This is a genomic window from Pseudomonas sp. IT-P4 (genome assembly GCF_949767755.1).
Taxonomy (GTDB): domain Bacteria; phylum Pseudomonadota; class Gammaproteobacteria; order Pseudomonadales; family Pseudomonadaceae; genus Aquipseudomonas; species Aquipseudomonas monachiensis.
The window spans coordinates 452,352-478,747 of sequence record NZ_CATKPX010000023.1; the positions used below are offsets into that span (position 1 = coordinate 452,352).

Annotated in this window: 25 protein-coding genes; 17 read left to right on the forward strand and 8 right to left on the reverse strand. The window is 62.5% G+C overall.

The features are described 5' to 3' along the window. Window positions 1–56 precede the first annotated feature (56 nt). A complete protein-coding gene (locus ACM6IT_RS08665) occupies window positions 57–1,091 on the forward strand; it encodes a type IV pilus twitching motility protein PilT (RefSeq protein ID WP_056726491.1) in 1,035 nt (344 codons plus the stop codon). A gap of 104 nt (window positions 1,092–1,195) precedes the next feature. On the opposite strand, the gene ACM6IT_RS08670 is transcribed toward ACM6IT_RS08665, so the two are convergent. Next, entirely contained in the window at window positions 1,196–1,816 is a 621-nt protein-coding gene (locus ACM6IT_RS08670; RefSeq protein ID WP_056726492.1) for a C40 family peptidase, read from the reverse strand. A 251-nt stretch (window positions 1,817–2,067) separates the two neighbouring features. Between ACM6IT_RS08670 and ACM6IT_RS08675 the strand changes: the two genes are divergently transcribed. After that, a complete protein-coding gene (locus ACM6IT_RS08675) occupies window positions 2,068–2,496 on the forward strand; it encodes an NINE protein (protein WP_056726493.1) in 429 nt (142 codons plus the stop codon). A gap of 99 nt (window positions 2,497–2,595) precedes the next feature. On the opposite strand, the gene ACM6IT_RS08680 is transcribed toward ACM6IT_RS08675, so the two are convergent. The 7 genes from ACM6IT_RS08680 to gshB all read right to left on the reverse strand — a co-directional run bounded on the left by ACM6IT_RS08680 (window position 2,596) and on the right by gshB (window position 8,542). Next, window positions 2,596–3,867: a dihydroorotase gene (locus tag ACM6IT_RS08680; RefSeq protein ID WP_414917815.1), complete on the reverse strand. Its 1,272-nt coding sequence runs from the start codon at window positions 3,865–3,867 to the stop codon at window positions 2,596–2,598. Beyond that, window positions 3,864–4,868 (reverse strand): aspartate carbamoyltransferase catalytic subunit, encoded by a 1,005-nt coding sequence (locus ACM6IT_RS08685; RefSeq protein WP_056726495.1) that lies wholly within the window; start codon window positions 4,866–4,868, stop codon window positions 3,864–3,866. The genes ACM6IT_RS08680 and ACM6IT_RS08685 overlap by 4 nt, the downstream gene beginning before the upstream one ends. Before the next feature lie 27 nt (window positions 4,869–4,895). Continuing rightward, complete coding sequence (gene pyrR / locus ACM6IT_RS08690) at window positions 4,896–5,399, reverse strand: bifunctional pyr operon transcriptional regulator/uracil phosphoribosyltransferase PyrR (RefSeq protein ID WP_056726496.1); 504 nt, start codon at window positions 5,397–5,399, stop codon at window positions 4,896–4,898. A 78-nt stretch (window positions 5,400–5,477) separates the two neighbouring features. Beyond that, window positions 5,478–5,915, reverse strand: a complete 438-nt coding sequence (gene ruvX, locus ACM6IT_RS08695) for a Holliday junction resolvase RuvX (RefSeq protein ID WP_056726497.1) — start codon at window positions 5,913–5,915, stop codon at window positions 5,478–5,480. Further along, on the reverse strand, window positions 5,915–6,487 hold the full coding sequence (locus ACM6IT_RS08700; RefSeq protein WP_056726498.1) for a YqgE/AlgH family protein: 573 nt from the start codon (window positions 6,485–6,487) through the stop codon (window positions 5,915–5,917). Before ACM6IT_RS08700 ends, ruvX begins: the two co-directional genes overlap by 1 nt. A 137-nt stretch (window positions 6,488–6,624) precedes the next feature. Then, window positions 6,625–7,524, reverse strand: a complete 900-nt coding sequence (locus tag ACM6IT_RS08705; RefSeq protein WP_056726499.1) for an energy transducer TonB — start codon at window positions 7,522–7,524, stop codon at window positions 6,625–6,627. A gap of 64 nt (window positions 7,525–7,588) precedes the next feature. After that, window positions 7,589–8,542 (reverse strand): glutathione synthase, encoded by a 954-nt coding sequence (gene gshB / locus ACM6IT_RS08710; protein ID WP_056726500.1) that lies wholly within the window; start codon window positions 8,540–8,542, stop codon window positions 7,589–7,591. A gap of 235 nt (window positions 8,543–8,777) precedes the next feature. On the opposite strand from gshB, the gene pilG reads away from it, so the two are divergent. The 15 genes from pilG to madM all read left to right on the forward strand — a co-directional run bounded on the left by pilG (window position 8,778) and on the right by madM (window position 26,273). Beyond that, the gene (gene pilG, locus ACM6IT_RS08715; protein WP_007987791.1) at window positions 8,778–9,182 is read left to right on the forward strand and encodes a twitching motility response regulator PilG; all 405 of its coding nucleotides are present in this window, start codon (window positions 8,778–8,780) and stop codon (window positions 9,180–9,182) included. A gap of 57 nt (window positions 9,183–9,239) precedes the next feature. Continuing rightward, window positions 9,240–9,605, forward strand: a complete 366-nt coding sequence (pilH, locus tag ACM6IT_RS08720; protein ID WP_007897961.1) for a twitching motility response regulator PilH — start codon at window positions 9,240–9,242, stop codon at window positions 9,603–9,605. 10 nt (window positions 9,606–9,615) lie between these two features. Beyond that, window positions 9,616–10,155, forward strand: coding sequence for a chemotaxis protein CheW (locus ACM6IT_RS08725; RefSeq protein ID WP_056726501.1), 540 nt, complete (start codon window positions 9,616–9,618; stop codon window positions 10,153–10,155). Between the two features lie 168 nt (window positions 10,156–10,323). Further along, window positions 10,324–12,384, forward strand: a complete 2,061-nt coding sequence (locus ACM6IT_RS08730; protein ID WP_056726502.1) for a methyl-accepting chemotaxis protein — start codon at window positions 10,324–10,326, stop codon at window positions 12,382–12,384. Window positions 12,385–12,421: 37 nt separating this feature from the next. Then, window positions 12,422–18,328 (forward strand): Hpt domain-containing protein, encoded by a 5,907-nt coding sequence (locus ACM6IT_RS08735; RefSeq protein ID WP_414917816.1) that lies wholly within the window; start codon window positions 12,422–12,424, stop codon window positions 18,326–18,328. Then, entirely contained in the window at window positions 18,321–18,782 is a 462-nt protein-coding gene (locus tag ACM6IT_RS08740) for a chemotaxis protein CheW (protein ID WP_223541328.1), read from the forward strand. Before ACM6IT_RS08735 ends, ACM6IT_RS08740 begins: the two co-directional genes overlap by 8 nt. Before the next feature lie 232 nt (window positions 18,783–19,014). Next, the gene (mdcA, locus tag ACM6IT_RS08745) at window positions 19,015–20,685 is read left to right on the forward strand and encodes a malonate decarboxylase subunit alpha (protein WP_056726505.1); all 1,671 of its coding nucleotides are present in this window, start codon (window positions 19,015–19,017) and stop codon (window positions 20,683–20,685) included. Further along, window positions 20,685–21,560 carry a triphosphoribosyl-dephospho-CoA synthase gene (locus ACM6IT_RS08750; protein ID WP_414917817.1) on the forward strand — a complete coding sequence of 292 codons (876 nt, stop codon included), beginning with the start codon at window positions 20,685–20,687 and terminating at the stop codon, window positions 21,558–21,560. Before mdcA ends, ACM6IT_RS08750 begins: the two co-directional genes overlap by 1 nt. Next, complete coding sequence (locus ACM6IT_RS08755; protein ID WP_056726507.1) at window positions 21,560–21,859, forward strand: malonate decarboxylase subunit delta; 300 nt, start codon at window positions 21,560–21,562, stop codon at window positions 21,857–21,859. The genes ACM6IT_RS08750 and ACM6IT_RS08755 overlap by 1 nt, the downstream gene beginning before the upstream one ends. After that, window positions 21,852–22,703, forward strand: a complete 852-nt coding sequence (locus ACM6IT_RS08760; protein WP_056726508.1) for a biotin-independent malonate decarboxylase subunit beta — start codon at window positions 21,852–21,854, stop codon at window positions 22,701–22,703. The genes ACM6IT_RS08755 and ACM6IT_RS08760 overlap by 8 nt, the downstream gene beginning before the upstream one ends. Beyond that, complete coding sequence (mdcE, locus tag ACM6IT_RS08765; protein ID WP_056726509.1) at window positions 22,700–23,503, forward strand: biotin-independent malonate decarboxylase subunit gamma; 804 nt, start codon at window positions 22,700–22,702, stop codon at window positions 23,501–23,503. Before ACM6IT_RS08760 ends, mdcE begins: the two co-directional genes overlap by 4 nt. Beyond that, entirely contained in the window at window positions 23,497–24,117 is a 621-nt protein-coding gene (locus ACM6IT_RS08770) for a malonate decarboxylase holo-ACP synthase (protein WP_414913459.1), read from the forward strand. Before mdcE ends, ACM6IT_RS08770 begins: the two co-directional genes overlap by 7 nt. Then, window positions 24,114–25,025 (forward strand): malonate decarboxylase subunit epsilon, encoded by a 912-nt coding sequence (gene mdcH, locus ACM6IT_RS08775; RefSeq protein WP_414917818.1) that lies wholly within the window; start codon window positions 24,114–24,116, stop codon window positions 25,023–25,025. Before ACM6IT_RS08770 ends, mdcH begins: the two co-directional genes overlap by 4 nt. A gap of 65 nt (window positions 25,026–25,090) precedes the next feature. After that, window positions 25,091–25,507: a malonate transporter subunit MadL gene (madL, locus tag ACM6IT_RS08780; RefSeq protein WP_056726512.1), complete on the forward strand. Its 417-nt coding sequence runs from the start codon at window positions 25,091–25,093 to the stop codon at window positions 25,505–25,507. A 1-nt stretch (window position 25,508) separates the two neighbouring features. Next, window positions 25,509–26,273, forward strand: a complete 765-nt coding sequence (gene madM, locus ACM6IT_RS08785; protein WP_414913457.1) for a malonate transporter subunit MadM — start codon at window positions 25,509–25,511, stop codon at window positions 26,271–26,273. Window positions 26,274–26,396: the final 123 nt, after the last annotated feature.

Sequence of the window (26,396 nt, forward strand, 5' to 3'; positions counted from 1 at the left end):
CAAGAGGCGCCAGCGGTCTGAAGGTTCGCGGCATTCTACTGGAATTGAGAGGCGCTATGGATATCACTGAGCTGCTGGCATTCAGCGCCAAACAGGGGGCATCCGACCTGCACCTGTCCGCCGGCCTGCCACCGATGATTCGGGTGGATGGCGATGTGCGGCGCATCAACCTGCCGGCCATGGACCACCAGCAGGTGCAGGCGCTGATCCATGCCATCATGAATGACACCCAGCGGGCGGACTTCGAAAAGCATCTGGAAACCGATTTTTCCTTTGAAGTGCCCGGCGTGGCGCGCTTTCGGGTCAATGTGTTCAACCAGAACCGTGGCGCGGGCGCCGTGTTTCGCACCATCCCGGCGAAAGTGCAGAGTATGGACGAACTGGGCATGGGCGACGTGTTTCGCAAGATGACCGACGCTCCCCGTGGCCTGGTGCTGGTGACCGGCCCGACCGGTTCCGGCAAGTCCACCACGCTGGCAGCGATGATCGATTACCTCAATACCCATCGTCATCACCACATTCTCACCATTGAGGACCCCATCGAGTTTGTTCACGAGTCGCGCAAATGCCTGATCAATCAGCGTGAAGTCCATCGCGATACCCGTAGTTTCGCCACCGCGTTGCGTTCGGCACTCCGGGAAGACCCGGATGTGATCCTGGTGGGGGAGATGCGCGATCAGGAGACCATTCGCCTGGCGTTGACCGCAGCCGAAACCGGCCATCTGGTGTTCGGCACGCTGCACACCACGTCGGCGGCGAAAACCATCGACCGGGTGGTCGACGTGTTTCCGGGGGACGAGAAGTCGATGGTGCGTTCTATGCTCTCCGAGTCGCTGCTGGCGGTGGTATCCCAGACCCTGGTGAAGAAAATCGGCGGCGGACGCATCGCGGCACACGAGATCATGCTGGGGACATCGGCGATCCGGAACCTGATCCGCGAGGACAAGGTGGCGCAGATGTACTCGGCGATTCAGTCGGGAGGGTCGCTGGGGATGCAGACGCTGGATATGAGCCTGAAGGATCTGGTGACCAAGGGGTTGGTCAGTCGTGATCATGCGCGGGAGAAGGCGCGGTCACCGGATGGTTTTTGATGACCCTGAAAGCAAAGGGTCGCAGCCTTCGGCAGGTCCTACACAGGAATATGCGATTCCATGTAGGAGCTGCCGAAGGCTGCGAGCCTTTGATCTTGCTTCAATCAGCGCTGAACAACCCGCAACGCATTTTGTTCTTTCGGCAGAACCCGCTTGGCAACTACGTAGTGGTTTTCCCAGTACGGCTTCTTCAAGGTGTCGATGGACACCGACTTGCCGCGGCGTGGCGCGTGGATGAAACGGTCGTTGCCCAGGTAAATGGCAACATGATTGACCCGACGGCTCTTGATGTTGAAGAAAATCAGGTCGCCCGGCTTCAGGTCGTCGCGATCGACTTTCTCCCCATGACCGCTGGCCATGGCGTTGGAGGTGCGTGGCAGGTCGAACGTGGCGTCGTTGAACGCGTATTTCACCAGGCCGCTGCAATCGAAGCCTTTGCTTGGGCTGCTGCCGCCCCAACGATAGGGAGTGCCAAGGACGTTCACGGCGCGGCTCAGCACGTCGCTGCTTTCCTTGGTGCCCATCGGTGGAACCAGGCCGCTTTTGCTGCTGGCCAGGCTTGGAGCGTATTTAGCGGATTTCTTGTCTTTGCTCGAAGGAGCAGAGGCATGGGATTTCGGGGTGTAACCATTAACGTTTGGAAGACGTTGCTCACGATTGGTGGCGTGGGCGGCCAGTGGCATCAAAAGGCAAATGGTTAGCCATGTCTTGAAAAATGAACGCATTAGGCAAGGCTCTTAATAAGTTAGCGCGCAACTTTATAACAGCTTTTTTCCCGCTTCCGAGGCCGTTGGTCGATTCAATAAGGGGGGCAATGGTGGCAAAAAAGCAGCAAAATGGCGCCATTGTCGGACAGGAGTCCGGTGTTACAAGGCTTTGACAGGTGCGAAGGTAGCACTTGCCATACGTCGGGTGCCTGTAAAAAAGTCACAAAGAATTAAAGAATATTTATCTATCGTGTGAATCGAGGTCATTCATGAACCCCTATCAACAGGCTGTCCAGCAGCAAGACACCCACAGCAAAGTGATCGGTTACCTGCTGTGGATTTTCGGTTTTACCGGTGCTCACCGCTTCTATTACGGCAGGCCGGTGACCGGGACGATCTGGTTCTTCACCTTCGGCTTGCTGGGGATCGGTTGGCTGATCGACCTTTTCCTGATTCCGGCGATGGACCGAGAGGCTGACCTGCGGTTTACCGCGGGCCCGATCGAATACAACGTGGCGTGGATCCTGCTGACGTTTCTCGGGGTGTTCGGCGTTCACCGGATGTATCAGGGGAAATGGATCAGCGGGTTGCTGTACCTGCTGACCGGCGGGTTGTTCTTTCTTGGGGTGCTGTATGACTTCTGGACGTTGAATGACCAGGTTTCTGTGCGTAATGCGCAGAATCGCGGCGCCTTTTAGTCAGTTGTGGCGAGGGAGCTTGCTCCCGTTGGGTCGCGAAGCGACCCCAAAACAGGTCTGCTGCGCAGCCCAGCGGGAGCAAGCTCCCTCGCCACAGTCTTAAGCCTGGTGGCTAATGCGCCCATCCACCAGGGTATAACGCACCACGCCTGGCAGGCTGTGGCCAATGAACGGGCAGTTTTCGCCCTTGGACAGCCAGCGTTCACCCGCCACGGTCGAGGCCGCAGGGTCGAACAGCACGATGTCCGCCGCGCCACCCACCGCCAGTTTGCCTGCCGGCAGACGCAAGGCCTCGGCAGGGCCGGCGCTCAGACGCTTGAGCAACGTCGGCAGGTCCAGCAAGCCGTCTTCGACCAGGGTCATTGCCAATGGCAAGAGCAGTTCAACGCTGCTGATGCCCGGCTCGGTCGCACCGAACGGTGCCAGTTTGGCGTCACGCTCATGGGGTTGGTGATGACTGGAGATGGCCGAGATCACGCCGGATTTCACCGCAGTGCGCAGGCCCTCGCGGTCGGCGCGGGTGCGTAGCGGCGGCTGGACGTGATACAGGCTGCTGAAGCCGATCAGGGCTTCGTCGGTCAGGATCAGCTGGTACAGGGCGACATCCGCGGTCACCTTCAGGCCTCGGGCCTGGGCTTGGGCGATGAGCTCCACGCCGCGGGTGCTGGTGAGCTGGCTGAAGTGTGCGCGTACGCCGGTCTGTTCAACCAGCAGCAGATCCCGGGCCAGGGCGACGGTTTCAGCGCTTTCCGGGATGCCCGGCAAGCCCAGGAAGCTGGCGGTCGGACCTTCGTGAGCCAGGCCACCTTCGGCCAGGTCGTAATCCTGGGAGTTGAAAATCACCGTCAGGTCGAAAGTCGCTGCATAGTCCAGTGCCCGGCACAGGGTGCGGGTGTTGCGGAAACTCTCCAGGCCGTTGCCGAAGGCCACGCAGCCGGCGTCGCGCAGTGCCACGAGCTCTGCCAGTTGCTCACCGTCCAGGCCTTTGCTCAGGGCGCCAATCGGGAAGACTTTGGTGTTGCCGGCCTCACGGGCGCGGTCGAGGATCAGCTCGGCCACCGCCGAGGTGTCCAGCACCGGTTTGGTCTTTGGCGGGCAGCACAGGCTGGTCACGCCGCCAGCCGCCGCCGCGCGGGTTTCGCTGACAATCGAGCCTTTGCGGCTGTAGCCCGGCTCGCGCAGGGCAACGTTGAGGTCGACCAGGCCGGGAGCGGCCACCAGGCCTTTGGCGTCGATGGTGTCGACTGCGACAAAACCGGCCGGCGCGGCGCCAAGGGCGACGATCTTGCAGGCTTCAATATGGATATCGGTGATTTGATCCAGGCCGCTGGCCGGGTCGATGACGCGTGCGCCGAGAATGCTGAGCTTCACTGAACGTTCTCCTGGTCGAATTGGCGCTGCGCAGTCTGCCCGCTCATGGCCATGGACAATACGGCCATACGAATGGCGATCCCGTAGGTCACTTGGTTGAGGATCACCGAGTGGGGGCCATCGGCCACCGCCGACTCGATTTCCACCCCACGGTTGATCGGCCCCGGGTGCATGACGATGCAATCGGGTTTGGCCCCGGCCAGGCGCGCGGTAGTCAGCCCGAACAGGCGATAGAACTCGCCTTCGCTCGGCAACAGGCCGCCGGTCATGCGTTCACGCTGCAGGCGCAGCATGATCACCACGTCGACGTCTTTGAGGCCTTCGGTCATGTCGGTGTAGACCTTCACGCCGTACTGCTCGATGCCGATCGGCAGCAAGGTTTTCGGCGCGATCACGCGGATGTCCGGGCAGCCCAGGGTTTTCAGGGCCAGCATGTTCGAGCGCGCAACCCGCGAGTGCAGGATGTCGCCGACGATGGCCACCGAAAGGTTTTCGAAGCCGCCCTTGTGCCGGCGGATGGTCAGCATGTCGAGCATGCCCTGGGTCGGGTGTGCGTGCCGGCCGTCACCGCCGTTGATGATCGCCACTTGCGGGCAGACATGTTCGGCGATGAAGTGCGCTGCGCCGGAATCACCGTGACGCACGACGAACATGTCGGCGGCCATGGCTTCCAGGTTGCGCAGGGTATCGAGCAGCGTTTCGCCCTTGCTCGCCGACGATGTCGACACGTTCAGGGTGATCACGTCCGCCGAGAGCCGCTGGGCCGCCAGTTCGAAGGTGGTGCGGGTGCGGGTCGAGTTTTCGAAGAACACGTTGCACACGGTCTTGCCGCGCAGCAACGGGACTTTCTTCACGGCCCGGGCGCCGACTTCAAGGAAGGAGTCGGCGGTGTCGAGAATTTCCGTCAACAGCTCGCGGCGCAAACCGTCGAGCGAGAGGAAGTGGCGCAACTGGCCCTGATCATTGAGTTGCAGCGGGCGCTTGGTTTCTAGAGGCGTCATCGCGATGGGGACTCTCAATAGGGCGAATTAAAGGGCGAGGTCTTGCAGTTCGAGCGCAAGCTCCGGGCCGGACAGCTTCACCCGTTCGTGGGCCGCCAGCGACAGGGTCGCGCCAACCACGTTCGGGCGGATCGGCAGTTCGCCGGCGTCCAGGTCCAGCAGACACACCAGCGTCACGCTGGCCGGGCGGCCGTAGTCGAACAGTTCGTTCATGGCGGCGCGGATGGTCCGGCCGCTCATCAGCACGTCGTCGATCAGCACCAGGTGCTGGCCTTCGATCTCGAACGGCAGCGCCGAAGGGCGAACCTGTGGGTGCAAGCCGTTCTGGCTGAAGTCGTCGCGGTAGAAGGACACGTCCAGGGTGCCGAGGGGCTCATTGCTGCCCAGCTCCTTGAGCAGGGCCTGGGCCACCCAGACACCACCGGTACGGATGCCGATGAAGCGCGGGTCGCTGATGCCTCGTTTGGCCAGATAGGCGTCAAGTCGGATCGCCATCTGGCTGATCAGTTCGGCGGGATTGGGCAGGCTCATGGTTGCTCCTTCTTTGGCCCGGGCCAGCCTGTGCGGGAGTGGCTCGGGTTGTAGCTAAGAGAGACGGACAGCGGCTCTTCAGGATTCAAACAGTGCGGTGTTTTCGTCGAGCCAGCCTTGCAGCAGCAGGGCGGCGGCGATGGCGTCGACCGGGTTGTCGCGGTAACTGCCTTTCTGGCCGCCGCGAGCCAGGCGTTCGCCCTTGGCCTCGAAGGTAGTCAGGCGTTCATCGTGGGTATAGAAGGGCAGATTGAAGCGGCCGTTCAGGCGCCGGGCGAACTTTTCCGCGCGGGCGCACATGTCACTGGGTGTGCCGTCCATATTCAACGGCAGGCCGACCACCACGGCATCGGGTTTCCACTCTTTGATGAGGGCTTCGACCTGGTTCCAGTCGGGAATGCCGTTCTGCGCCTTCAGGGTGCACAGCTCGCGGGCCTGGCCGGTAATCACTTGGCCGACCGCGACGCCGATCTGTTTGGTGCCGTAGTCAAAACCCAGAATCAGCTTCAGGGCCATCAAGCGTGCCCCGCCTGGCTGGTCAGCAGGCTGAGGTTGACGCCCAGGTGCCTGGCCGCCGCCTCCAGGCGCAACTCACTGCTGGTATTGAACAGGATGTCCGCGTCAAACGGGCAGGTCAGCCAGGCGTTTTGCGCCAGTTCGGCTTCAAGCTGCCCGGCTTCCCAACCGGCATAGCCGAGCGCAATCAGGCTTTTTGCCGGGCCGACGCCGTCAGCGATGGCGAACAGCACGTCCTGGGAGGTTGACAGGGCCAGTTCGTCTTCCAGATCAACGGTCGCCTGGAAGCTCAGGCCTTTGGGGTGAAGGACGAAACCGCGATCGGTCTGCACCGGGCCACCGATGAAGATCGGCACATGCTGGCAGAGCGCTGGCGGTTCGATTTCCGGGCGCAATTGCTCAAGGATATCGGCCAGGCTCAGATCTTGCGGACGGTTGACCACCAGCCCCATGGCGCCATTGGCCGTGTGCTCGACGATGTAGGTCAATGTGTGCGCAAAGTTCGGGTCGGCCATGTGCGGCATGGCGATCAGGAATTGATGCTTGAGGTAGCTGGGGCTGACGTTTTTCATGACCGCTAGTGTGGCGTTCGAGGGGCGAACTGACAAGCTTGAGCGAGCCAAAAGATCGTCCGAACGCGGCCCGAGCCTTCGGCAGCTCCTACAGGGGAATGTGTACATCTGTAGGAGCTGCCGAAGGCTGCGATCTTTTAATTACTGGAAAGTCGATCCCCGCGGGCAAATTTCCAGGTGCGGATGATCTCCAACCGGTCGATATCCGACAAATCCCCGGTAAACGGTGCAAACGGCGCCGCCAGCCGCACAATCCGTTGCGCTGCCTGGTCCAGCAGCGGTTGGCCCGAAGACTCCAGCACCAGCACTTCATACAGCGAACCGTCGCGGTTGATCGACACCATCAGGCGCAAGTTACCGTAGATCTGTTTGCGCCGCGCTTCATCGGGGTAGTTGAGGTTGCCGATGCGCTCGACCTTCTTGCGCCATTCGTCCTTGTACCAGGCGCCCTTGTCGCGCATGGTCGATGCCGCGCTCAAGCGGTGGATGCGCGGGCGCTTGGCGTACAACTGTTGTTCGGCGGCCAGTTCCGCTTCGAGGCTGGCGATGTCGCTGGACAGTTGCTCGCTGTCGAAGGTCGGCGCCTGGACCTGGGGCTTGACCTCTGTCTTGGGTTCCTCGGTCTTGGCGGGGGCCTTTTTCGGCTTCGGCGCCACTGTGGTCACGGCAGCCTTGGGCGGGGCTTCCTGAATTTCAGGCTTGGCGGCCGGCGGTGGCGTGACCTTTTGCACCTTGTTGTCCTGGAACGGCGCGACCTCGGTGGTCTTGGGAATCGCCTTTTTATCCAGGGTGCCGCTGCCTTGCTGATTCTCCTGAGCCAGGAAATCGGCTTTCTCGGGCTTCTTTTCGCTCTTGAAGGTGGCGAGGGTGATTTCCAGGGTTTTGCTGATCTGCTTGGGCTCGACGACTGCAAACCCGACACCCAACAGCAAGGCCAGGTGGATCAGCGCCGCCAGAAACAGGGTAAAACCGAGGCGATCGGCCGGGCGCACGCCACGGTGGGCGAGTTCGGCAGGCAGATCGGACGGGAGTGTCATGACAAGGAAACCAACATCGCGTTTTCACAGGCCGCGCATGATAACGCAATGTTGGTTTGGCTAATCAACGTGCCTTGAGCTTCTGATCGATGGCATCCATCAGCATGCCGCCGATGTCGGTGCCAAACGCATTATCGATCTCGCGAATGCAGGTCGGGCTGGTGACGTTGATTTCGGTCAGGTGTTCGCCGATCACGTCCAGGCCAACGAACAACAGGCCTTTTTCACGCAGGGTCGGGCCGACTTGCGCGGCGATCCAGCGGTCCTTGTCGGTCAGTGGGCGCGCTTCGCCACGGCCACCGGCGGCCAGGTTGCCACGGGTTTCGCCCGCCGCGGGAATTCGCGCCAGGCAGTAATCCACGGGCTCGCCGTCGATCATCAGGATGCGCTTGTCGCCATCGACGATGGCCGGCAGGTAACCCTGGATCATGATTTGCTGTTGACCATGCAGGGTCAGGGTTTCGAGGATCACCGACAGGTTCGGATGCCCTGCGGTGTGGCGGAAGATCGAAGAGCCGCCCATGCCGTCCAGCGGCTTGAGGATCACATCGCCATGATGGTCGGCGAATTCGCGCAGCACGTCAGGACGACGGCTGACGATAGTCGGCGGTGTGCACTGCGGGAACAACGTGGCAAACAGCTTTTCGTTGCAGTCACGCAGGCTTTGCGGCTTGTTGACCACCAGCACGCCAGCGCGCTCGGCCTGCTCCAGCAAATAGGTGGAGTAGACGAACTCCATGTCGAACGGCGGATCCTTGCGCATCAGGATCACGTCCAGATCGCTCAGCAGCGCGTCGCTTTCGGCGCCCAGTTCGAACCATTTTTCCGGGTTGGCGAAAACCTGCAGCGGACGCATCCGGGCCCGGGCCTGGCCTTCGCCCTGATACAGGTCGCGCTGTTCCATATAGAACAATTCCCAGCCACGCTTCTGCGCGGCCAGCAGCATGGCCAGCGAGCTATCCTTTTTATAGGAAATGCTGGCGATAGGGTCCATGACAATCCCGACGCGAACGCTCATTGGGTTTTCCTCGAAAATTGGCTACCGGATCGGTATGAAAAAAGTGGCGTCAGAGTGGCGCTGAGAGTGTTCCCGGTCAAGGAAAAACCACCTTGCGGGTCGTCCGATAGATTGGTTCTGGAGACTGTGCTAAAAAGGCTGCCATGTCGTGCCGGCCCTTGAGCATCAAGGGTTTCGAGCCGCGTTAACCGGCAAACGGACAATTTGTTTCGCAAAGGCGACGGTAGAGCATTTTATGGAACAGCACCCCAGCGCCTTGAAGGTCATGGTGATCGACGATTCGAAGACGATCCGTCGCACCGCCGAAACACTGCTCAAGAACGTGGGTTGTGAGGTCATCACGGCCATCGACGGTTTTGATGCCCTGGCCAAGATTGCCGACAACCACCCCGGCATCATCTTTGTCGACATCATGATGCCGCGCCTTGATGGCTATCAGACCTGCGCCCTGATCAAGAACAACAGCGCGTTCAAGTCCACGCCTGTGATTATGCTGTCGTCCAAGGACGGGCTGTTTGACAAGGCCAAGGGGCGCATCGTCGGCTCCGACCAGTTTTTGACCAAGCCGTTCAGCAAGGAAGAATTGCTTGATGCGATCCAGGCCCATGTTCCTGGCTTCGCCGCCGTTTTGCCGCAGTAGGACACGCACAGTGACGCTCGGCCATCGGGCCCGGCGTCGACAAGAATGGGGAAGACCATGGCACGTATTCTGATCGTCGATGATTCGCCGACCGAAATGTACAAACTGACCGGCATGCTGGAAAAGCACGGTCATGAAGTGTTGAAAGCCGAAAACGGCGCCGACGGCGTGGCCCTGGCCCGCCAGGAAAAGCCCGATGCGGTGCTGATGGACATCGTCATGCCCGGCCTCAACGGCTTCCAGGCCACCCGCCAACTGACCAAGGACCCGGAAACCGGGCACATCCCGGTGATCATCATCACCACCAAGGATCAGGAAACCGACAAGGTCTGGGGCACGCGCCAGGGTGCCAAGGACTACCTGACCAAGCCGGTCGATGAAGACACCCTGATCAAGACCCTGAATAACGTGCTGGCCGGTTGATCGTCGGGTCATGAACGAGTCGCTGACGGCTTTCGAACTGCTGCTGCAAATCGACCAGCGCTGTCGTCTGCTGGCGGCGGACCTGCCGTCCCAGCCTGCCCGGCGGGACAGCTGGAGCGGCATTGGTTTTCGCCTGGGCGAACACTGGTATGTCGCGCCCATGAGCGAAGTCAGCGAAGTCCTGCACGAGCCGCGCTCCACTCAGTTGCCGGGGGTCAAGCCTTGGGTCAAGGGTGTCGCCAACCTGCGCGGGCGTTTGTTGCCGGTCATGGATTTGTGCGGCTTCTTCGGGCACGAGCTTTCGGCGGCGCGCCGGCAGCGGCGGGTGTTGGTGGTGGAACATGAAGAGGTGTTTGCCGGGTTGCTGGTCGATGAAGTCTTCGGCCTCCAGCACTTTGCCCAGGACAGCCTGGAGCCAGTGCCGACGGACGAGTTGAAGGGCCCGGTGGCGGCGTTCGTCAAAGGCCGGTTTCAGCGCGAGCAGTGCTGGCAGGTGTTCAGCCCGTTTGCGTTGACGCAGTCTCAGGGGTTCATGAACGTCGCGGTGTAACCGGAACAACAGAGATCCAATGTGGGAGCGGCGGTGCGGCGATCCGACTTGCTCGCGAAGGCGGCAGTCCATTCGACATTGCTATTGGCTGATCTACCGCTTTCGCGAGCAAGCCCGCTCCCACAGGGTCTCGGGTAAGCGCAGAAGTTGGTTAACAGGCGAGGACCGATGATAAAAGCAAAAGCAGGCAAGCCAATGGAAGGGTCGCGCAGCCGGTCGCAGATTATCGTGCTGTTCATCGCGCTGATCGTCTTCATCATGCTGCTGTTCGCCAACTTCGCGTACCTCAACACCCAGGCTATCTACGACAAACAGTACATCGGCCACGCTGGCGAACTGCGCGTGCTGTCCCAGCGTATCGCCAAGAACGCCACCGAAGCCGCCGCCGGCAAGGCGGCCGCGTTCAAGTTGCTCAGCGATGCGCGCAACGATTTTGCCCGGCGCTGGGGTTATCTGAAGAAGGGCGACCCCGCCACCGGCCTGCCGCCGGCGCCCGCCACTGTGCGTCCAGAGATGCGCGCGGTGCAACAGGACTGGGAACGCCTGCTGAAAAACACCGACGCGATTCTGTCCAGCGAGCAAACCGTACTGTCGCTGCATCAGGTCGCCGCGACCCTGGCCGAAACCGTGCCGCAGCTGCAGGTCGAGTACGAGAAAGTCGTCGAGACTCTCCTGCAACGGGGCGCCCCGGCGGCCCAGGTGGCCATGGCCCAGCGTCAGTCGCTGCTGGCCGAGCGGATCCTCGGCGCGGTCAATACGGTGTTGGCCGGCGACGAAAATTCACAACAGGCAGCCGATGCGTTCGGACGCGACGCGACGCAGTTCGGCAAAGTGCTCAACGGCATGCTCCAGGGCGACCCTGCGCTCAAGGTCAGCCAGGTCGAAGACCGCGACGCCCGTGCTCGACTCGCGGAAATCTCCGAGCTGTTCGAGTTCGTCTCGGGCTCGGTGGACGAGATCCTCGAAACCTCGCCTGAACTGTTCAAGGTCCGCGAATCGGCCTCGAACATTTTCAGTCTGTCGCAAACCCTGCTCGACGAAGCCTCACACCTGGCCAGCGGGTTCGAAAACATGGTCGGCGGGCGTACCACCGACACCATTGGCGGTTATGTGCTGGGCTTGTTGGCGCTGGCTTCGATCATCCTGATCGGCATGGTGATGGTGCGCGAAACCAATCGTCAGTTGCGTGAAACCGCCGAGAAAAACGAGCGTAACCAGAACGCGATCATGCGTCTGCTCGACGAAATCGAAGACCTGGCCGACGGCGACCTCACGGTGACGGCCTCGGTGACCGAAGACTTTACCGGCACCATCGCCGACTCGATCAATTACTCCGTCGACCAGTTGCGCGATCTGGTCGCGACCATCAACCTCACCGCCGGCCAGGTGGCCGCCGCCGTGCAGGAAACCCAGGCGACCGCCATGCACCTGGCCCAGGCGTCGGAGCACCAGGCCCAGCAGATTTCCGAGGCCTCCATGGCGATCAACGACATGGCCGAGTCCATCGACCAGGTGTCGGCCAACGCGGCGGAATCCTCGGCGGTTGCCGAACGATCGGTGGAAATCGCCAACAAGGGCAACGAGGTGGTGCACAACACCATCCACGGCATGGACAACATTCGCGAACAGATTCAGGACACCGCCAAACGCATCAAGCGCCTGGGCGAATCCTCACAGGAAATCGGCGACATTGTCAGCCTGATCGATGATATTGCCGATCAGACCAACATCCTGGCCCTCAACGCGGCCATCCAGGCGTCCATGGCCGGTGACGCCGGTCGCGGTTTCGCTGTGGTCGCCGATGAAGTGCAGCGCCTGGCCGAGCGGTCGTCCGCCGCCACCCGGCAGATCGAAACCCTGGTGCGGGCGATCCAGACCGATACCAACGAAGCGGTCATCTCCATGGAGCAAACGACGACCGAAGTGGTGCGTGGCGCTCGTCTGGCGCAGGATGCCGGTGTGGCCCTGGAAGAAATCGAAGGCGTCTCCAAGACACTTGCGGCGTTGATCCAGAGTATTTCCAATGCGGCGCAACAGCAGACGTCGTCGGCCGGTCAGATTTCCCTGACGATGAACGTGATCCAGCAGATCACTTCGCAGACGTCCTCGGGTTCCACCGCCACGGCTGATAGCATCGGTAACCTGGCGAAAATGGCCAGTCAGTTGCGTCGTTCGGTGTCCGGCTTCACCTTGCCGGATGCCAAGGCGCAGGTTGTGGACAAAGCTTGAACCGCCCATGGGTGTCTGAATTGTGATTGGAGTGGTTATGGGTGATCGGCACGACTATGTGGCCCTCGAGTGGGTCAAGGGCGAGATTGCCGAAACGCTGAAACAGGCTCATCACGCGATTGAAAACCTGCTCGATGACCCGCAGGCGACCCAAGCGCTGGATGATTGCCTGGCATGCATCCATCAGGTCCACGGCAGTTTGCAGATGGTCGAGTTCTACGGCGCGGCGTTGCTCGCCGAAGAAATGGAACAACTGGCCATGGCCCTGCAAGGCAACCGTGTCAGCCATCGCGGCGAGGCGTTGCACCTGTTGATGCAGGCCCTCGGGCAACTGCCGATCTACCTTGACCGGGTGCAAGGTGCGCGTCGCGACCTGCCATTGGTGGTGTTGCCCTTGATCAACGACCTGCGCAGCGCCCGGGGCGAAAGCCTGCTGTCGGAAACCAGCCTGTTCAGCCCGCAATTGCCCGAGTTGCCAGCGTTGGACGCACAAACGCTGGCGCAGCTGGAACCGGCCGAGTTGCCCGGTGTGCTGCGCAAGCTGCGGCAGATGCTGCAAATGGCGCTGGTCGGATTCCTGCGTGAACAGGACAACGACACCAACCTCGATTACCTGGCCAAGGTCTTCACCCGCCTCGAAACACTGTGCGCAGACGCCCCCCTGAGCCCGTTATGGCAGGTGGCATCGGCGCTGGTCGAAGGCATGCAGGGCGGTGCGATCGCCAATAGCCCGGCCTTGCGCAGCCTGTTCAAGGAGGCCGACAAGGAACTCAAGCGCCTGCTCGAACAAGGCATGCCCGGTATCAATCAACCGGCCCCGCCGGAGCTGCTCAAGAGTTTGCTGTTCTACATTGCCAAGGCCGAACATCCCACCGGGCAGATGCTGACCATGAAAGAACGCTACTCACTGGACGACGCACTGCCCGACAGCGCGATGGTCGATGAAGAACGCGCGCGGCTGGCAGGTCCCGACCGTGACGCCATGCGCTCGGTGCTGGCTGCACTGTGCGAAGAGCTGGTGCGGGTCAAGGAGCGCCTGGACCTGTTCGTGCGCAGTGACCGCCAGCACACCTCCGACCTCGACAGCCTGCTGGCGCCGCTGCGGCAAATCGCCGACACCCTGGCGGTGCTGGGTTTCGGCCAACCGCGCAAGGTGATCATCGATCAACTGGCGGTGGTGCTCAGCCTCGCTCAGGGCCAGCGCGAACCCAACGATGCGATCCTCATGGACGTTGCCGGGGCCTTGTTGTACGTCGAAGCGACGCTGGCCGGCATGGTTGGAACCGTTGAGCCGGAGAGCCAGGACGACAACCGCCTGCCGACCACCGATCTGACGCAGATCCATCAGATCGTGATCAAGGAGGCCCGCATCTGTTTGCAGCAGGCCAAGGACATGATCGTCGACTATATCGACGCCGATTGGGACCGCCAGCACTTGCAGGCGTTGCCGGCCTTGCTGACCCAGGTGCGCGGGGCGCTGGCGATGATTCCCTTGAGCCGGGCGGCGAGCCTGGTGGAAACCTGCAATCACTTTATCCGCGAGCACCTGCTGCTCGAGCCGGGCCAACCGGGCTGGCAGGAACTGGACAGCCTGGCCGACGTGATCACCAGCATCGAGTACTACCTCGAGCGCCTCAGCGATGACCCGCAGGCCCAGGGCGAAAACCTGCTCGATGTCGCGGAAAAAAGCCTGGCGAGCCTCGGTTTTTTCCCTAGTGAGCAACACGTACCCGTGCTGGATGATGTGCTCAACCCGAGCGATGCGCAGGTCATGCAGATGATGCAGGAGCTGGATGATCCTCAGGTCGTCCAGACCCTGGCCGATGTGCTCGCCAGCCCGGTTTCGAGCCTGAACCCGCCCGCGCAGAACACCCCTGGCAGCCTGCTGCCGCCGCCCTCGGGCGAAGTGCCGGTGGACGAGGAACTGCGCGAAGTGTTCCTCGAAGAAACCGACGAAGTCCTGGAAATCCTGCGCGAGTACTTGCCGCGCTGGTCGGCCAACCCTGACAACCGCTCGGCCCTGAGCGAACTGCGCCGCGCTTTCCACACCCTCAAGGGCAGTGGTCGCATGGTGCGTGCCCTGGTGCTGGGTGAGCTGGCCTGGGCTGTGGAAAACCTGCTCAACCGGGTACTGGAAAGCAGCGTAGAGCCGGGTGCCAAGGTGCAGCAACTGATCGGCGATGTGCTGCATCTGCTGCCGGAGCTGGTGGCCGAATACGCCGCCAATGCCCAGCGCCAGCGCAACGATGTCGATCAGCTGGCCGCCCGCGCCCATGCCCTGGCCAAGGGCGATGAACCCGTGTCCGATGAGGATACGCAAGATGTCGCGGCCCTCGATCCGCTGTTGCTGGAGATCTTTCGCAAAGAGGCCGAAACCCATCTGGGCAGCCTCAATCGCTTCCTTGATCAGGCCGCCGAACATGTGCCGTTGCAGGCCAGCGACGAATTGCAGCGCGCCTTGCACACCCTCAAGGGCAGTGCCTACATGGCCGGCGTGTTGCCGATTGCCGAACTGGCCGCACCGCTGGATCAACTGGCCCGGGAATACAAGGCGCACCTGCTCGCGCTGGATCTGGATGAAGTCGAATTGCTGCTGGAAGCTGAAGGGCTGTTTCGCCTCGGCTTGCGCCAGCTCAAGACAGATCCGCTGGCGGAAATTCCCGGTGCCCGGGGTTTGAGCGAGCGCGCCAGGGCGCTGCTGGCCGAGCGCCTGGAAAGCCTCCTGAGCACACCAAACACCGGGCTGCGGATCAAGCGCGACCCGCAACTGATCAACAACTTCCTCGCCCAGGGCATGGACATCCTGCTGGACGCCGAAAGCCTGCTGCAGCGTTGGCAGCAACATCCCGGCGAACGTCAGGAACTCAGCGCTCTGCTGGACGAATTGACCACCCTTGGCGAAGGCGCCCATCTGGCCGACCTGCATCCGGTGGATGAACTGTGCGAAGCGTTGCTCGATCTGTACGGCGCCGTGGAAGAAAGCAGCCTGGCGGTCAGCGAGCGGTTTTTCCAGGAGGCACAGGCAGCCCACGAAGCGCTGATCAACATGCTCGACGAGTTGGCCGCGGGCCAGGAAGTCAGCCCCCAGCCGCAACGGATCAGGGCCTTGCGCGAACTGCTCGACGAGAGCCTTGACCCGTCGGCCATGGGCCTGATCCGCAGCGATGGCAGCCGCAGCCTGAGCATCCGTGAATTGGGTACGGCCACCGCCGAGCTTGAGCAGCGTGCGACGGCGCCGGGGGTGGATGATGAGATCGTCGCGATCTTCCTTGAAGAAGCGGTGGATATCCTCGAGAGCGCCGGTCAGGCCTTGCAGCGCTGGTTACGCGACTCGGACAACGCCGCGCCGCTGTCGTCCCTGCAACGGGATCTGCACACCCTCGAAGGCGGCGCGCGCATGGCCGAGATCGGGCCGGTCGGCGATCTGGCCCATGAATTGGAAAGCCTTTACCAGGGCCTGGTGGATCGTCGTTATGCCTTCAGCGATTCACTGGCGGTGCTGCTCAAACAGTGCCATGAGCGACTGGCGTTGTACCTCGAACAGTTGCAGCTCAACCAGCCGCTGGACAATTCCCGTGAGCTGATCGAAGCCATTCGCGCCTACCGTCAAGGGCATGCAGGTGTCGCCGAGGGGGCCCGGCAGGTGACCGGCAACGACCCGACTGCGCACGATCCGGAATTGCTGGAGATCTTCCTTGAGGAAGGTTTCGACATCATCGAAAGCTCGGGGGCGGCGCTGGCGCGCTGGCAGGCCCAGCCTTCGAGTCGCCAGGAAGTGGAAACCCTGCTGCGGGACCTGCACACCCTCAAGGGTGGTGCGCGCATGGTGGAAATCGCCGCGATTGGCGATCTGGCCCATGAACTGGAGTTCCTCTACGAAGGCCTGTCCACTGGCGTGCTGCAACCGACTGAACCCTTGTTCGCGTTGTTGCAGCGCAGCCATGACCGCCTGGCGCAGATGCTCGATGCGGCCCGCGCCGGTGAGCCGATGCCGCCGGCCGACCGCTTGATCGATGCAATCAAGAACTTCAGCCACCCGACCGTGCCGGAATCGCCCGCGCCGGTTGCGCCGCCGGCCAAGGCCAAGGCCGAGCCGCTGGCGCCGCCGCCCGATGCCGGCGCCGACATGGTCAAGGTCTCGGCGGAACTGCTCGACGATCTGGTCAACCTGGCCGGTGAGACCTCGATCTTCCGTGGCCGGATCGAACAGCAGGTCAACGATGCGCAGATCGCCCTGAATGAGATGGAGACCACCATCGAGCGGATGCGCGACCAGTTGCGCCGCCTCGATACCGAGACCCAGGGGCGGATCCTCAGCCGCCAGCAAGTCGACGCCGAACGCTTGGGCTACGAGGAATTCGACCCGCTGGAAATGGACCGCCACTCACAGTTGCAGCAGCTGTCCCGGGCGCTGTTCGAGTCGGCCTCTGACTTGCTCGACCTCAAGGAAACCCTCGAGCGACGCAATCACGACACGGAAAACCTGCTGCAACAGCAGGGCCGCATCAACACCGAATTGCAGGAAGGCCTGATGCGCACGCGCATGGTGCCGTTCGAACGCATGCTCCCGCGTTTGCAGCGCATCGTCCGGCAGGTGTCCAGCGAACTGGGCAAGGACGTGGACTTCATCGTCGACAACGCCGAAGGCGAGATGGATCGCAACGTTCTCGAGCGCATGGCCGCGCCGCTGGAACACATGCTGCGCAACGCCGTCGACCATGGCCTGGAGTCCGTCGAAGCGCGGCTGGCGGCAGGGAAACCGGCCAAGGGCAAGATCTCCCTGGATCTGCTGCGCGAAGGCGGCGACATCATTTTCGACATCCGCGACGACGGCGCCGGTGTGCCGCTGGACGCGGTGCGGCGCAAGGCGATCAAGCGCGGCTTGCTCGCCCCGGACAGCATCATCAGTGATCACGACGTGTTGCAGTTCATCCTGCAACCGGGGTTTTCCACTGCCGAAAAAATCACCCAGATCTCCGGGCGCGGCGTCGGCATGGACGTGGTGCACGAAGAGGTGCGGCAACTGGGCGGCACCATGAGCATCGACTCGGTGCCCGGGCAGGGCGTGCATTTCCGCATTCGCCTGCCGTTTACCGTATCGGTCAACCGGGCGTTGATGGTGCAGTGCGGTGAGGACCAATACGCGATCCCGCTCAATACCATCGACGGCATCGTGCGTGTCCTGCCCAATGAACTCGAAGGGTATTTTCGTTTCGATTCACCGACCTACGAATACGCCGGACAACGTTACGAGCTGTGCTATCTGGGCGAGTTGTTGAAAACCAGCCAGCGCCCGAAACTCTTGGGCCAGAGCCTGCCATTGCCGGTGTTGCTGGTGCAGTGCAACGAACGGCACATTGCGGTGCTGGTGGACGCCATGGCCGGCACTCGCGAAATCGTGGTCAAGAGCCTGGGGCCGCAGTTTGCGGCGGTACAAGGGGTATCCGGTGCGACGATTCTCGGCGATGGCCGGGTGGTGCTGATTCTGGATTTGCTGGCGCCGATCCGCGCCATGCAGGCCCGTGTCCCCCAGCGTTCGCCGGGGCAAGAGATCGAGGCCGAACCGCAGCGCCCGCTGCTGGTGATGGTAGTCGACGACTCGGTCACCGTGCGCAAGGTCACCAGCCGCTTGCTCGAACGCCATGGCATGAATGTGCTGACCGCCAAGGACGGGGTCGACGCCATGCTGCTGCTGGAAGAGCACATGCCCGACCTGATGCTGCTGGACATCGAGATGCCACGCATGGATGGCTTCGAAGTCGCGACCCAGGTGCGCAACGACGAGCGCCTGCAACACCTGCCGATCATCATGATCACCTCCCGCACCGGACAGAAGCACCGCGACCGCGCCATGGCCATCGGCGTCAACGACTACCTGGGCAAGCCGTACCAGGAATCGGTGCTGCTCGAAAGCATCGCCTTGTGGAGCAAGACCCATGCTTGAGCACCGCACCAGCAACCTCACCGGCCTGCTGCTGCCGTTGGCCGACCGCAACCTGATCCTGCCCAATGTCGCCGTTGCCGAGCTGATCGATTACCAGCAGCCGGGGACCTTCGACCTCGACACGCCGCCGTGGTACCTGGGCCTGGTGACGTGGCGCGACCGGCAGATTCCGCTGCTGAGTTTCGAGTCGGCATGCGCGCAGAAGATCGTCATTGGCGAACGCGCGCGGATCGTCATTCTCAACGCCCTCGGCGGGCGTCCCGAGCTGAAATTCATAGCGCTGTTGGTGCAGGGGATTCCGCGCTCCTGCAAGCTCGATAGCCAGTTGAGTTATGTGGATGTGCCGTTGTGTTCGCTGGAGCAGGCGGCGGTGCAGGTGGGCGAGCAGGTGGCCAAGGTGCCGGATTTGTTGGCGCTGGAGACGTTGTTGGTGGATGCCGGGTTAATCAACTGATCCCGATTCAGCGATGATCTGACTGACGCCTTCGCGAGCAAGCCCGCTCCCACAGTTGATCTGTGGTGAATACAAAACCCTGTGGGAGCGGGCTTGCTCGCGAAGAGGCCCGCATGAACGACGCAGATCTCGATCATTAACCTGAGCGTAACGATCCACCACTCTGCTTGATTGATACGCTGCGCCCAACACTCCTAAGGTAGCTCCACGACAGCGAACCCGTGGAGTGGTCATGACAACAACAATATCCCCCGACTCGCGATGGACGCGGCGGCGCAGCGAAAAGCAGCGGCGCCTCGAGCTGGTGCGAGGTCTTGCCGACGGTGTGGTGTTGCCCACCGACAACATCGTCGCGGCGCTTGAAGCGCTGATCCTGCCCGGCGACCGCGTGGTGCTCGAAGGCAACAACCAGAAGCAGGCGGATTTCCTTTCGCGATCCCTGGCCAAGGCCGACCCCGCGAAGCTGCATGACTTGCACATGATCATGCCCAGCGTCGGACGCTCCGAGCACCTGGACCTGTTCGAACGCGGCATCGCCCGCAAGCTCGACTTCTCTTTCGCCGGCACCCAGAGCCTGCGCATCAGTCAGTTGCTTGAAGACGGCCTGCTGGAAGTCGGCGCGATCCACACCTACATCGAACTCTACGCACGGCTGGTGGTGGACCTGATCCCCAATGTCGTACTTTCGGCCGGGTTCATGGCCGACCGCGCCGGCAACATCTACACCGGCCCCAGCACTGAAGACACCCCGGCACTGATCGAGCCGGCGGCCTTCAGCGACGGCATCGTCATCGTCCAGGTCAACCAGTTGGTGGACGACGTCAGCGACTTGCCACGCGTCGACATTCCCGCCTCCTGGGTCGACTTCGTGGTGGTGGCCGACAAGCCGTTCTATATCGAACCGCTGTTCACCCGCGACCCTCGGCACATCAAGCCCGTGCACGTGCTGATGGCGATGATGGCGATCCGCGGGATCTACGAAAAACACAACGTGCAGTCGCTCAATCACGGCATCGGTTTCAACACGGCCGCCATCGAACTGATCCTGCCGACCTATGGCGAGTCCCTCGGCCTCAAAGGCAAGATCTGCCGCAACTGGACCCTCAACCCGCACCCGACCCTGATTCCCGCCATCGAAAGCGGCTGGGTGGAAAGCGTGCATTGTTTCGGCACCGAACTGGGGATGGAAAACTACATTGCGGCGCGGCCGGATGTGTTCTTTACCGGACGCGACGGCTCCCTGCGTTCCAATCGGATGTTCAGCCAACTGGCTGGGCAATACGCCGTGGACCTGTTCATCGGCGCGACTTTGCAAGTCGATGGCGACGGGCATTCTTCCACCGTGACCCGCGGGCGTCTGGCCGGTTTCGGCGGGGCACCGAACATGGGTCACGACCCGCGCGGTCGTCGTCACAGCACACCGGCCTGGCTCGACATGCGCAACACCGACGTGGCAGAGCCGATGCTTGAGCGCGGCAAAAAGCTCGTGGTGCAGATGGTCGAAACCTTCCAGGAGGGCGGCAAACCGACTTTCGTTGAAACCCTCGATGCGGTCGATGTGGCGAAGAAGAGCGGCATGCCACTGGCGCCGATCATGGTCTACGGTGACGACGTGACCCACCTGTTGACCGAAGAAGGCATCGCCTACCTGTACAAGGCGCGCTCGCTGGAAGAACGCCAGGCGATGATCGCCGCCGTCGCCGGGGTGACCGCCATCGGCCTGCGCCACAACCCCAAAGACACCGCACGCATGCGCCGCGAAGGGCTGATCGCCTTGCCCGAAGACCTCGGCATCCGCCGCACCGACGCCACCCGCGAACTGCTCGCGGCGAAAAGCGTGGCCGATCTGGTGGAATGGTCCGGTGGCCTCTACAACCCGCCCGCCAAGTTCAGGAGCTGGTAATGCACGCACTTAACCTGCAACCCAAAAGCCTGAGCCTGGCCGAACGGCTGGCGGACCTGGCAGTGGACGCGCTGATCGACGAGGCTGATCTGTCGCCAAAGCCGGCACTGGTCGACCGTCGCGGCAATGGCGCCCACACCGATTTGCACCTGGGGCTGATGCACGCTTCAGCGCTGTCTTTGTGGCCGGCCTTTAAAGAAATGGCTGAAGCCGCCATCGAGCTCGGCGAAATCGGCTTGCCCCTGCGCGAAGCCGTGGGCCGCATCGGTCGCGAAGGTGAGCAAGTCATGCTCGACACTACCGGCGGGGTGAACACCCATCGCGGGGCAATCTGGGCCTTGGGCTTGTTGATCACTGCCGCTGCACTGGAACCTCAATCCTGCAGCGCCAATAGCGTGGCGTTACGTGCTGCGAGGTTGGCCTTGCTCGACGACCGTTTTGCACCACGTCCGCTCAGTCACGGTGCGCAAGTCGCCCAACGCTACGGCGCTCGCGGCGCCCGTGAAGAAGCGCAGCTGGGTTTTCCTGCGGTGACTCAACGTGCTCTGCCACAACTGCTGCGCAGCCGCGCCGCCGGTCATGGCGAACAGAACGCCCGGCTCGATGCGCTGCTGGCGATCATGACCGATCTGGCCGACACCTGCGTGCTTTATCGCGCCGGTGAAGAAGGCTTGAACAGCATGCAACTGGGCGCCCGGGCGGTGCTCGATGCCGGTGGCAGTGCCAGCCTCGGCGGACGTCGCCGCCTGCATGAGCTGGACCAACAACTCATCGCGTTGAATGCCTCGCCCGGCGGCGCTGCCGACCTGCTCGCAGCCTGCCTGTTCATCGACCGTATCGCGTCTGGCGACGGCCTTATCCAGGGAGTGTTTTGATGGAAACCTTATCCTTTGAATTCCCCGCCGGGCAGCCGTCACGCGGTCGTACCCTGGTGGGCTGTGTCGGCTCTGGCGATCTGGAAGTACTGATCGAACCGGGCCAGGCCGGCAAGCTGACGATCAATGTGCAGACCTCGGTCAATGGCAGCGAACAACGCTGGCAGCATCTGTTCGCACGGATGTTCGACGGCCAGACGCCACCGGCCATGGATATCGACATCCACGATTTCGGCGCGACACCCGGCGTGGTGCGCCTGCGCCTGGAACAGGGCTTCGAGGAGATCGGCCATGACTGACAGCGCATCCCTGCTCAACAAGCACAGCTTCGTCGAACTCGGTGCCCGGCAACGGACCAGGGCCCTGCTCGACGCCGGCACCTTCCGTGAATTGCTCGACCCCTTTCAACGGATCATGTCGCCGTGGCTATCGCGCCAGGGCGTGGTGCCGCAAGCCGACGACGGCGTGGTGATCGCCAAGGGCAATCTCGATGGTTTGCCGGTGGTGATCGCAGCCATCGAAGGGGCGTTCCAGGGCGGCAGCCTCGGTGAAGTCGGCGGAGCAAAAATTGCCGGCGCACTGGAACTGGCCGCCGAAGACAACCGCAACGGCATCCCGACCCGCGCCGTGCTGCTGCTGGAAACCGGCGGCGTGCGCTTGCAGGAAGCCAACCTCGGCCTGGCGGCCATTGCCGACATCCACGCGGCGATTGTCGATTTGCAGCAGTACCAACCCGTGGTCGGGGTGGTGGCGGGCAGCGTCGGTTGCTTTGGCGGCATGTCGATTGCCGCCGGGTTGTGCAGCTATCTGTTGGTGACCCGGGAGGCGCGACTGGGCCTGAACGGTCCACAGGTGATCGAACAGGAAGCCGGACTCGAGGAGTACGACTCCCGCGACCGGCCCTTCATCTGGAGCCTGACCGGTGGTGAGCAGCGCTTTGCCAGTGGCCTGGTGGATCGCTATGTTGCCGACGACGTGGCGCAGATCCGCCAGCAAGTCGGCGAGTTGCTCCAGCAAGGTTTGCCTGAACAACCGCGCAGCCGTCAGGCGGAGTTGTTCCTGCAACGCCTGGCGCGTCTGGATGCCGAGCCGCAAATCGAGCCATCTGTGGTTCGCGATCTGTACCAAGGAGAACGCCCATGAGTTCGTATTCCCTGCGAGGCTTGAACTGGTTCAATGCCTTGAGTGCCGGGGCGAAAGCGGTCGAGGGTTTGCCGGCTTCGCTGAAGGTCGCCGACGGTTCGCTGGGCGATCAGCCTGTGCGTTTCATCGCGGTGGTGGCCGACCCGGAAAACCGCTTCGTCCGTGCCCGTAACGGCGAGGTTGGCTTGCTCGAAGGCTGGGGCCTGGCCAAGGCTGTGGATGAAGTCATCGCCGCCGATCAGGACAAGGCACAAAAACGTGCCCTGATCGCCATCGTCGACGTGCCGAGCCAGGCTTACGGTCGACGCGAAGAAGCCCTCGGCATTCATCAGGCGCTGGCCGCTGCGGCGGACAGTTATGCCCGTGCCCGTCTGGCCGGTCATGCGGTGATCGGCTTGCTGGTGGGCAAGGCGATGTCCGGGGCGTTTCTGGCCCACGGCTATCAGGCCAGCCGCTTGATCGCCCTGCGCGATCCGGGGGTGATGGTGCATGCCATGGGCAAGGCGTCGGCGGCGCGGGTAACCTTGCGCAGCGTCGAAGAACTCGAAGCCCTGGCGGCCAGCGTGCCGCCGATGGCCTATGACATCGACAGTTATGCCAGCCTCGGGCTGCTGTGGGAAACCTTGACGGTGGAGCAGATTGAGCAGCCGACGGCGGCGGATCTGGCGCGGGTGACCGAGTGCCTGCATCTGGCGATTGGCGATGTGGCCGCCACTGGCCGTGATCTGGGCGGTCGCCTGGGGGCGGCCAATCGGGCGGCGTCGAGCAAGGTTCGCCAATTGCTGAGAGCGCAGTGGTGAGCACGCTCTTGGCTCACGACCTGCTGTGGGGCATGACCCCACGGCAGTTGCCGGCGGATGCGCCTGCCTGGGTGATCGAGTCGATCAGTGCCGGCCAGCCGGTGGTGGTTCGTCGCGCCTTGAGTGAGGCGGGGCAGGTGGCGGTGGGCGTGCGCGGGCCGTTGCGCGAACAGCGATTTGCGGCGGTGATGGAAGTCGCTGCCATTACGCGGCGGGTGCGGCCGCAAGAGCTGTGCCATGTTCAAGGCCAGCGCGATTTCCCGGCGCTGCGGGCCTTGGCGCAACTGCGCTCGCACCTCGATGACAGCGGTTGGGTCTGGGGTGTCAGCGGCAGCGCCGGGTTCGAGTTGGCCAGTGGATTTGCCGCCTTGCACGAGGGCAGCGATCTCGATCTGATCCTGCGTACGCCACGTCCGTTGAGTCGTGTCGATGCCCGGGCGTTGGTGGCTGTTCTCGATGCAACTGTGTGCCGCGTGGACCTGCAATTGCAGACACCGTCGGGCGCCGTTGCCTTGCGCGAATGGGCCGGCGCTTCGTCGCGGGTCCTGCTGAAAAGTGCCACTCAGGCCAGCCTGGTGACTGATCCGTGGAATCCACAGGAGCAAGCAGCATGAGCAGCTTGCTGGTGTTCCCCGGCCAGGGCGCGCAACAACCCGGAATGCTCGCGCGTTTGCCTCGGGAAACATTGAACGAGGCGAGCGACCTGCTCGGTGAGGATGTGACGCAGCTGGATTCTGCCGAGGCGTTGCAGTCGACGAGGGCGGTGCAGCTTTGCCTGCTGATCGCTGGTGTCGCCGCTTCACGCCAGTTGGGCTTGACCCCGGACTACGTGGCCGGCTTGTCGATCGGTGCTTACCCGGCAGCGGTGGTGGCCGGTGCCCTGGGGTTCAGCGATGCGTTGCATCTGGTCAGCCTGCGCGGTGAGCTGATGCAGCAGGCTTATCCGCAGGGCTACGGTATGACCGCGATCATCGGTCTGGACCTGGCCACGGTGGAAGGATCGCTGGCCCGGGTGCACAGCGCGCAAATGCCGGTTTATCTGGCCAATATCAACGCCGATAACCAGGTGGTGATTGCCGGTAGCGACACGGCGATGAAAGCAGTGGCCGAGTTGGCGAAAGGTTGCGGGGCTGGCCTGGCCAAGCGTCTGGCAGTGAGCGTGCCGTCCCACTGCCCATTGCTTGAGGTGCCCGCGCAACGGTTGGCCGAAGCCTTCGCCAAGGTGCCGCTGCAAACCCCGAAGATCGGTTACCTGAGCGGCAGTCGCGCGCGCCCGCTGATCAAGCCTGAAGCCTTGCGTGACGACCTGGCCTTCAATATGTGCCGCATCGTCGATTGGCGCGGCACGGTACAAGGCGCCTACGAGCGTGGTGTACGTCTACAGATCGAACTGCCGCCCGGTGCGGTGCTGACCGGACTGGCGCGCCGGGTGTTCGAGCAGGGTACCGTGATTGCCTTCGACGGTGCCCGGCTCGATACCTTGCAGGCGCTGATGCGAGAGGAGGATGGCCGCCACTCTTAAATCACCCGACTTAAGGCTTCGAACAACAAAAACAACATTCGAAATGCACTTTGAGGACTACAACAATGATTATTTACGGTGTGGCGCTGTTGGCGATCTGTACGCTGGCAGGGGTGATCATGGGTGACATGCTCGGTGTGTTGCTGGGAGTGAAGTCAAACGTCGGCGGAGTCGGGATCGCGATGATCCTGCTGATCTGCGCACGGTTGTGGATGCACAGGCGTGGCGGCATGACCAAGGATTGCGAGCTGGGCGTCGGCTTCTGGGGCGCCATGTATATCCCGGTGGTGGTGGCGATGGCCGCGCAACAAAACGTGGTCACGGCGCTGCATGGCGGTCCGGTGGCGGTGTTGGCGGCGATCGGTTCGGTGGTGATCTGCGGCTGCACCATTGCCCTGATCAGCCGGACCCACAAAGGCGAACCCTTGCCCGATGAACCGGTGGATGTAACACCGGTTGGCGCACCGGCAGGAGGTCGCTGATATGTGGGATCTCATCAAGAGCGGTCTGGAGCACAACGGTCTGGTCACCGCATTCGCCTTCGTCGGCGTGATCATGTGGGTGTCAGTGCTGATCTCCAAGCGCCTGACCTTCGGGCGTATCCACGGCTCGGCGATTGCCATCGTCATTGGCCTGGTACTGGCCTGGGTCGGCGGCACGATGACCGGCGGGCAAAAAGGCCTGGCGGACCTGACACTGTTTTCCGGTATCGGGCTGATGGGCGGCGCGATGCTGCGGGACTTCGCCATCGTCGCCACGGCATTCGAGGTGCAAGCCACGGAAGCGAAAAAGGCCGGCTTGATCGGCGTGATCGCGCTGCTGTTGGGCACGGTGCTGCCGTTTATTGTCGGCGCATGCATGGCCTGGGCATTCGGCTACCGCGATGCGGTAAGCATGACCACCATCGGCGCGGGTGCGGTGACTTACATCGTCGGGCCGGTGACCGGTGCGGCCATTGGTGCCAGTTCCGATGTGGTGGCGCTGTCGATTGCCACGGGTCTGATCAAGGCGATTCTGGTGATGGTCGGCACGCCGATGGCGGCGCGCTGGATGGGCCTGGACAACCCGCGCTCGGCGATGGTGTTCGGCGGGCTGGCCGGGACGGTCAGTGGCGTCACCGCCGGCTTGGCGGCGACGGATCGGCGTCTGGTGCCTTATGGTGCGTTGACTGCGACCTTCCACACCGGGCTTGGCTGCTTGCTCGGGCCTTCGCTGTTGTACTTCATTGTTCGCGGGATTGTTGGGTAGTCCAGTGACTGCTGTTTGTGGCGAGGGAGCTTGCTCCCGCTGGGCTGCGTAGCAGCCCTGAAATCTACCACCGAGATGAGTCAGGTAAATCCGGTGGCCTGATTTTGCGGGCGCTTCGCACCC

What these genes read in the sequence shown, in the direction of transcription:
- ACM6IT_RS08665 (WP_056726491.1), top strand. Translation starts at nt 57, where the DNA reads ATGGATATCACTGAGCTGCTGGCATTCAGCGCCAAACAGGGGGCATCC.
- ACM6IT_RS08670 (WP_056726492.1), bottom strand. Translation starts at nt 1,816, where the DNA reads ATGCGTTCATTTTTCAAGACATGGCTAACCATTTGCCTTTTGATGCCA.
- ACM6IT_RS08675 (WP_056726493.1), top strand. Translation starts at nt 2,068, where the DNA reads ATGAACCCCTATCAACAGGCTGTCCAGCAGCAAGACACCCACAGCAAA.
- ACM6IT_RS08685 (WP_056726495.1), bottom strand. Translation starts at nt 4,868, where the DNA reads ATGACGCCTCTAGAAACCAAGCGCCCGCTGCAACTCAATGATCAGGGC.
- pyrR (WP_056726496.1), bottom strand. Translation starts at nt 5,399, where the DNA reads ATGAGCCTGCCCAATCCCGCCGAACTGATCAGCCAGATGGCGATCCGA.
- ruvX (WP_056726497.1), bottom strand. Translation starts at nt 5,915, where the DNA reads ATGGCCCTGAAGCTGATTCTGGGTTTTGACTACGGCACCAAACAGATC.
- ACM6IT_RS08700 (WP_056726498.1), bottom strand. Translation starts at nt 6,487, where the DNA reads ATGAAAAACGTCAGCCCCAGCTACCTCAAGCATCAATTCCTGATCGCC.
- ACM6IT_RS08705 (WP_056726499.1), bottom strand. Translation starts at nt 7,524, where the DNA reads ATGACACTCCCGTCCGATCTGCCTGCCGAACTCGCCCACCGTGGCGTG.
- gshB (WP_056726500.1), bottom strand. Translation starts at nt 8,542, where the DNA reads ATGAGCGTTCGCGTCGGGATTGTCATGGACCCTATCGCCAGCATTTCC.
- pilG (WP_007987791.1), top strand. Translation starts at nt 8,778, where the DNA reads ATGGAACAGCACCCCAGCGCCTTGAAGGTCATGGTGATCGACGATTCG.
- pilH (WP_007897961.1), top strand. Translation starts at nt 9,240, where the DNA reads ATGGCACGTATTCTGATCGTCGATGATTCGCCGACCGAAATGTACAAA.
- ACM6IT_RS08725 (WP_056726501.1), top strand. Translation starts at nt 9,616, where the DNA reads ATGAACGAGTCGCTGACGGCTTTCGAACTGCTGCTGCAAATCGACCAG.
- ACM6IT_RS08730 (WP_056726502.1), top strand. Translation starts at nt 10,324, where the DNA reads ATGATAAAAGCAAAAGCAGGCAAGCCAATGGAAGGGTCGCGCAGCCGG.
- ACM6IT_RS08735 (WP_414917816.1), top strand. Translation starts at nt 12,422, where the DNA reads ATGGGTGATCGGCACGACTATGTGGCCCTCGAGTGGGTCAAGGGCGAG.
- ACM6IT_RS08740 (WP_223541328.1), top strand. Translation starts at nt 18,321, where the DNA reads ATGCTTGAGCACCGCACCAGCAACCTCACCGGCCTGCTGCTGCCGTTG.
- mdcA (WP_056726505.1), top strand. Translation starts at nt 19,015, where the DNA reads ATGACAACAACAATATCCCCCGACTCGCGATGGACGCGGCGGCGCAGC.
- ACM6IT_RS08750 (WP_414917817.1), top strand. Translation starts at nt 20,685, where the DNA reads ATGCACGCACTTAACCTGCAACCCAAAAGCCTGAGCCTGGCCGAACGG.
- ACM6IT_RS08755 (WP_056726507.1), top strand. Translation starts at nt 21,560, where the DNA reads ATGGAAACCTTATCCTTTGAATTCCCCGCCGGGCAGCCGTCACGCGGT.
- ACM6IT_RS08760 (WP_056726508.1), top strand. Translation starts at nt 21,852, where the DNA reads ATGACTGACAGCGCATCCCTGCTCAACAAGCACAGCTTCGTCGAACTC.
- mdcE (WP_056726509.1), top strand. Translation starts at nt 22,700, where the DNA reads ATGAGTTCGTATTCCCTGCGAGGCTTGAACTGGTTCAATGCCTTGAGT.
- mdcH (WP_414917818.1), top strand. Translation starts at nt 24,114, where the DNA reads ATGAGCAGCTTGCTGGTGTTCCCCGGCCAGGGCGCGCAACAACCCGGA.
- madL (WP_056726512.1), top strand. Translation starts at nt 25,091, where the DNA reads ATGATTATTTACGGTGTGGCGCTGTTGGCGATCTGTACGCTGGCAGGG.
- madM (WP_414913457.1), top strand. Translation starts at nt 25,509, where the DNA reads ATGTGGGATCTCATCAAGAGCGGTCTGGAGCACAACGGTCTGGTCACC.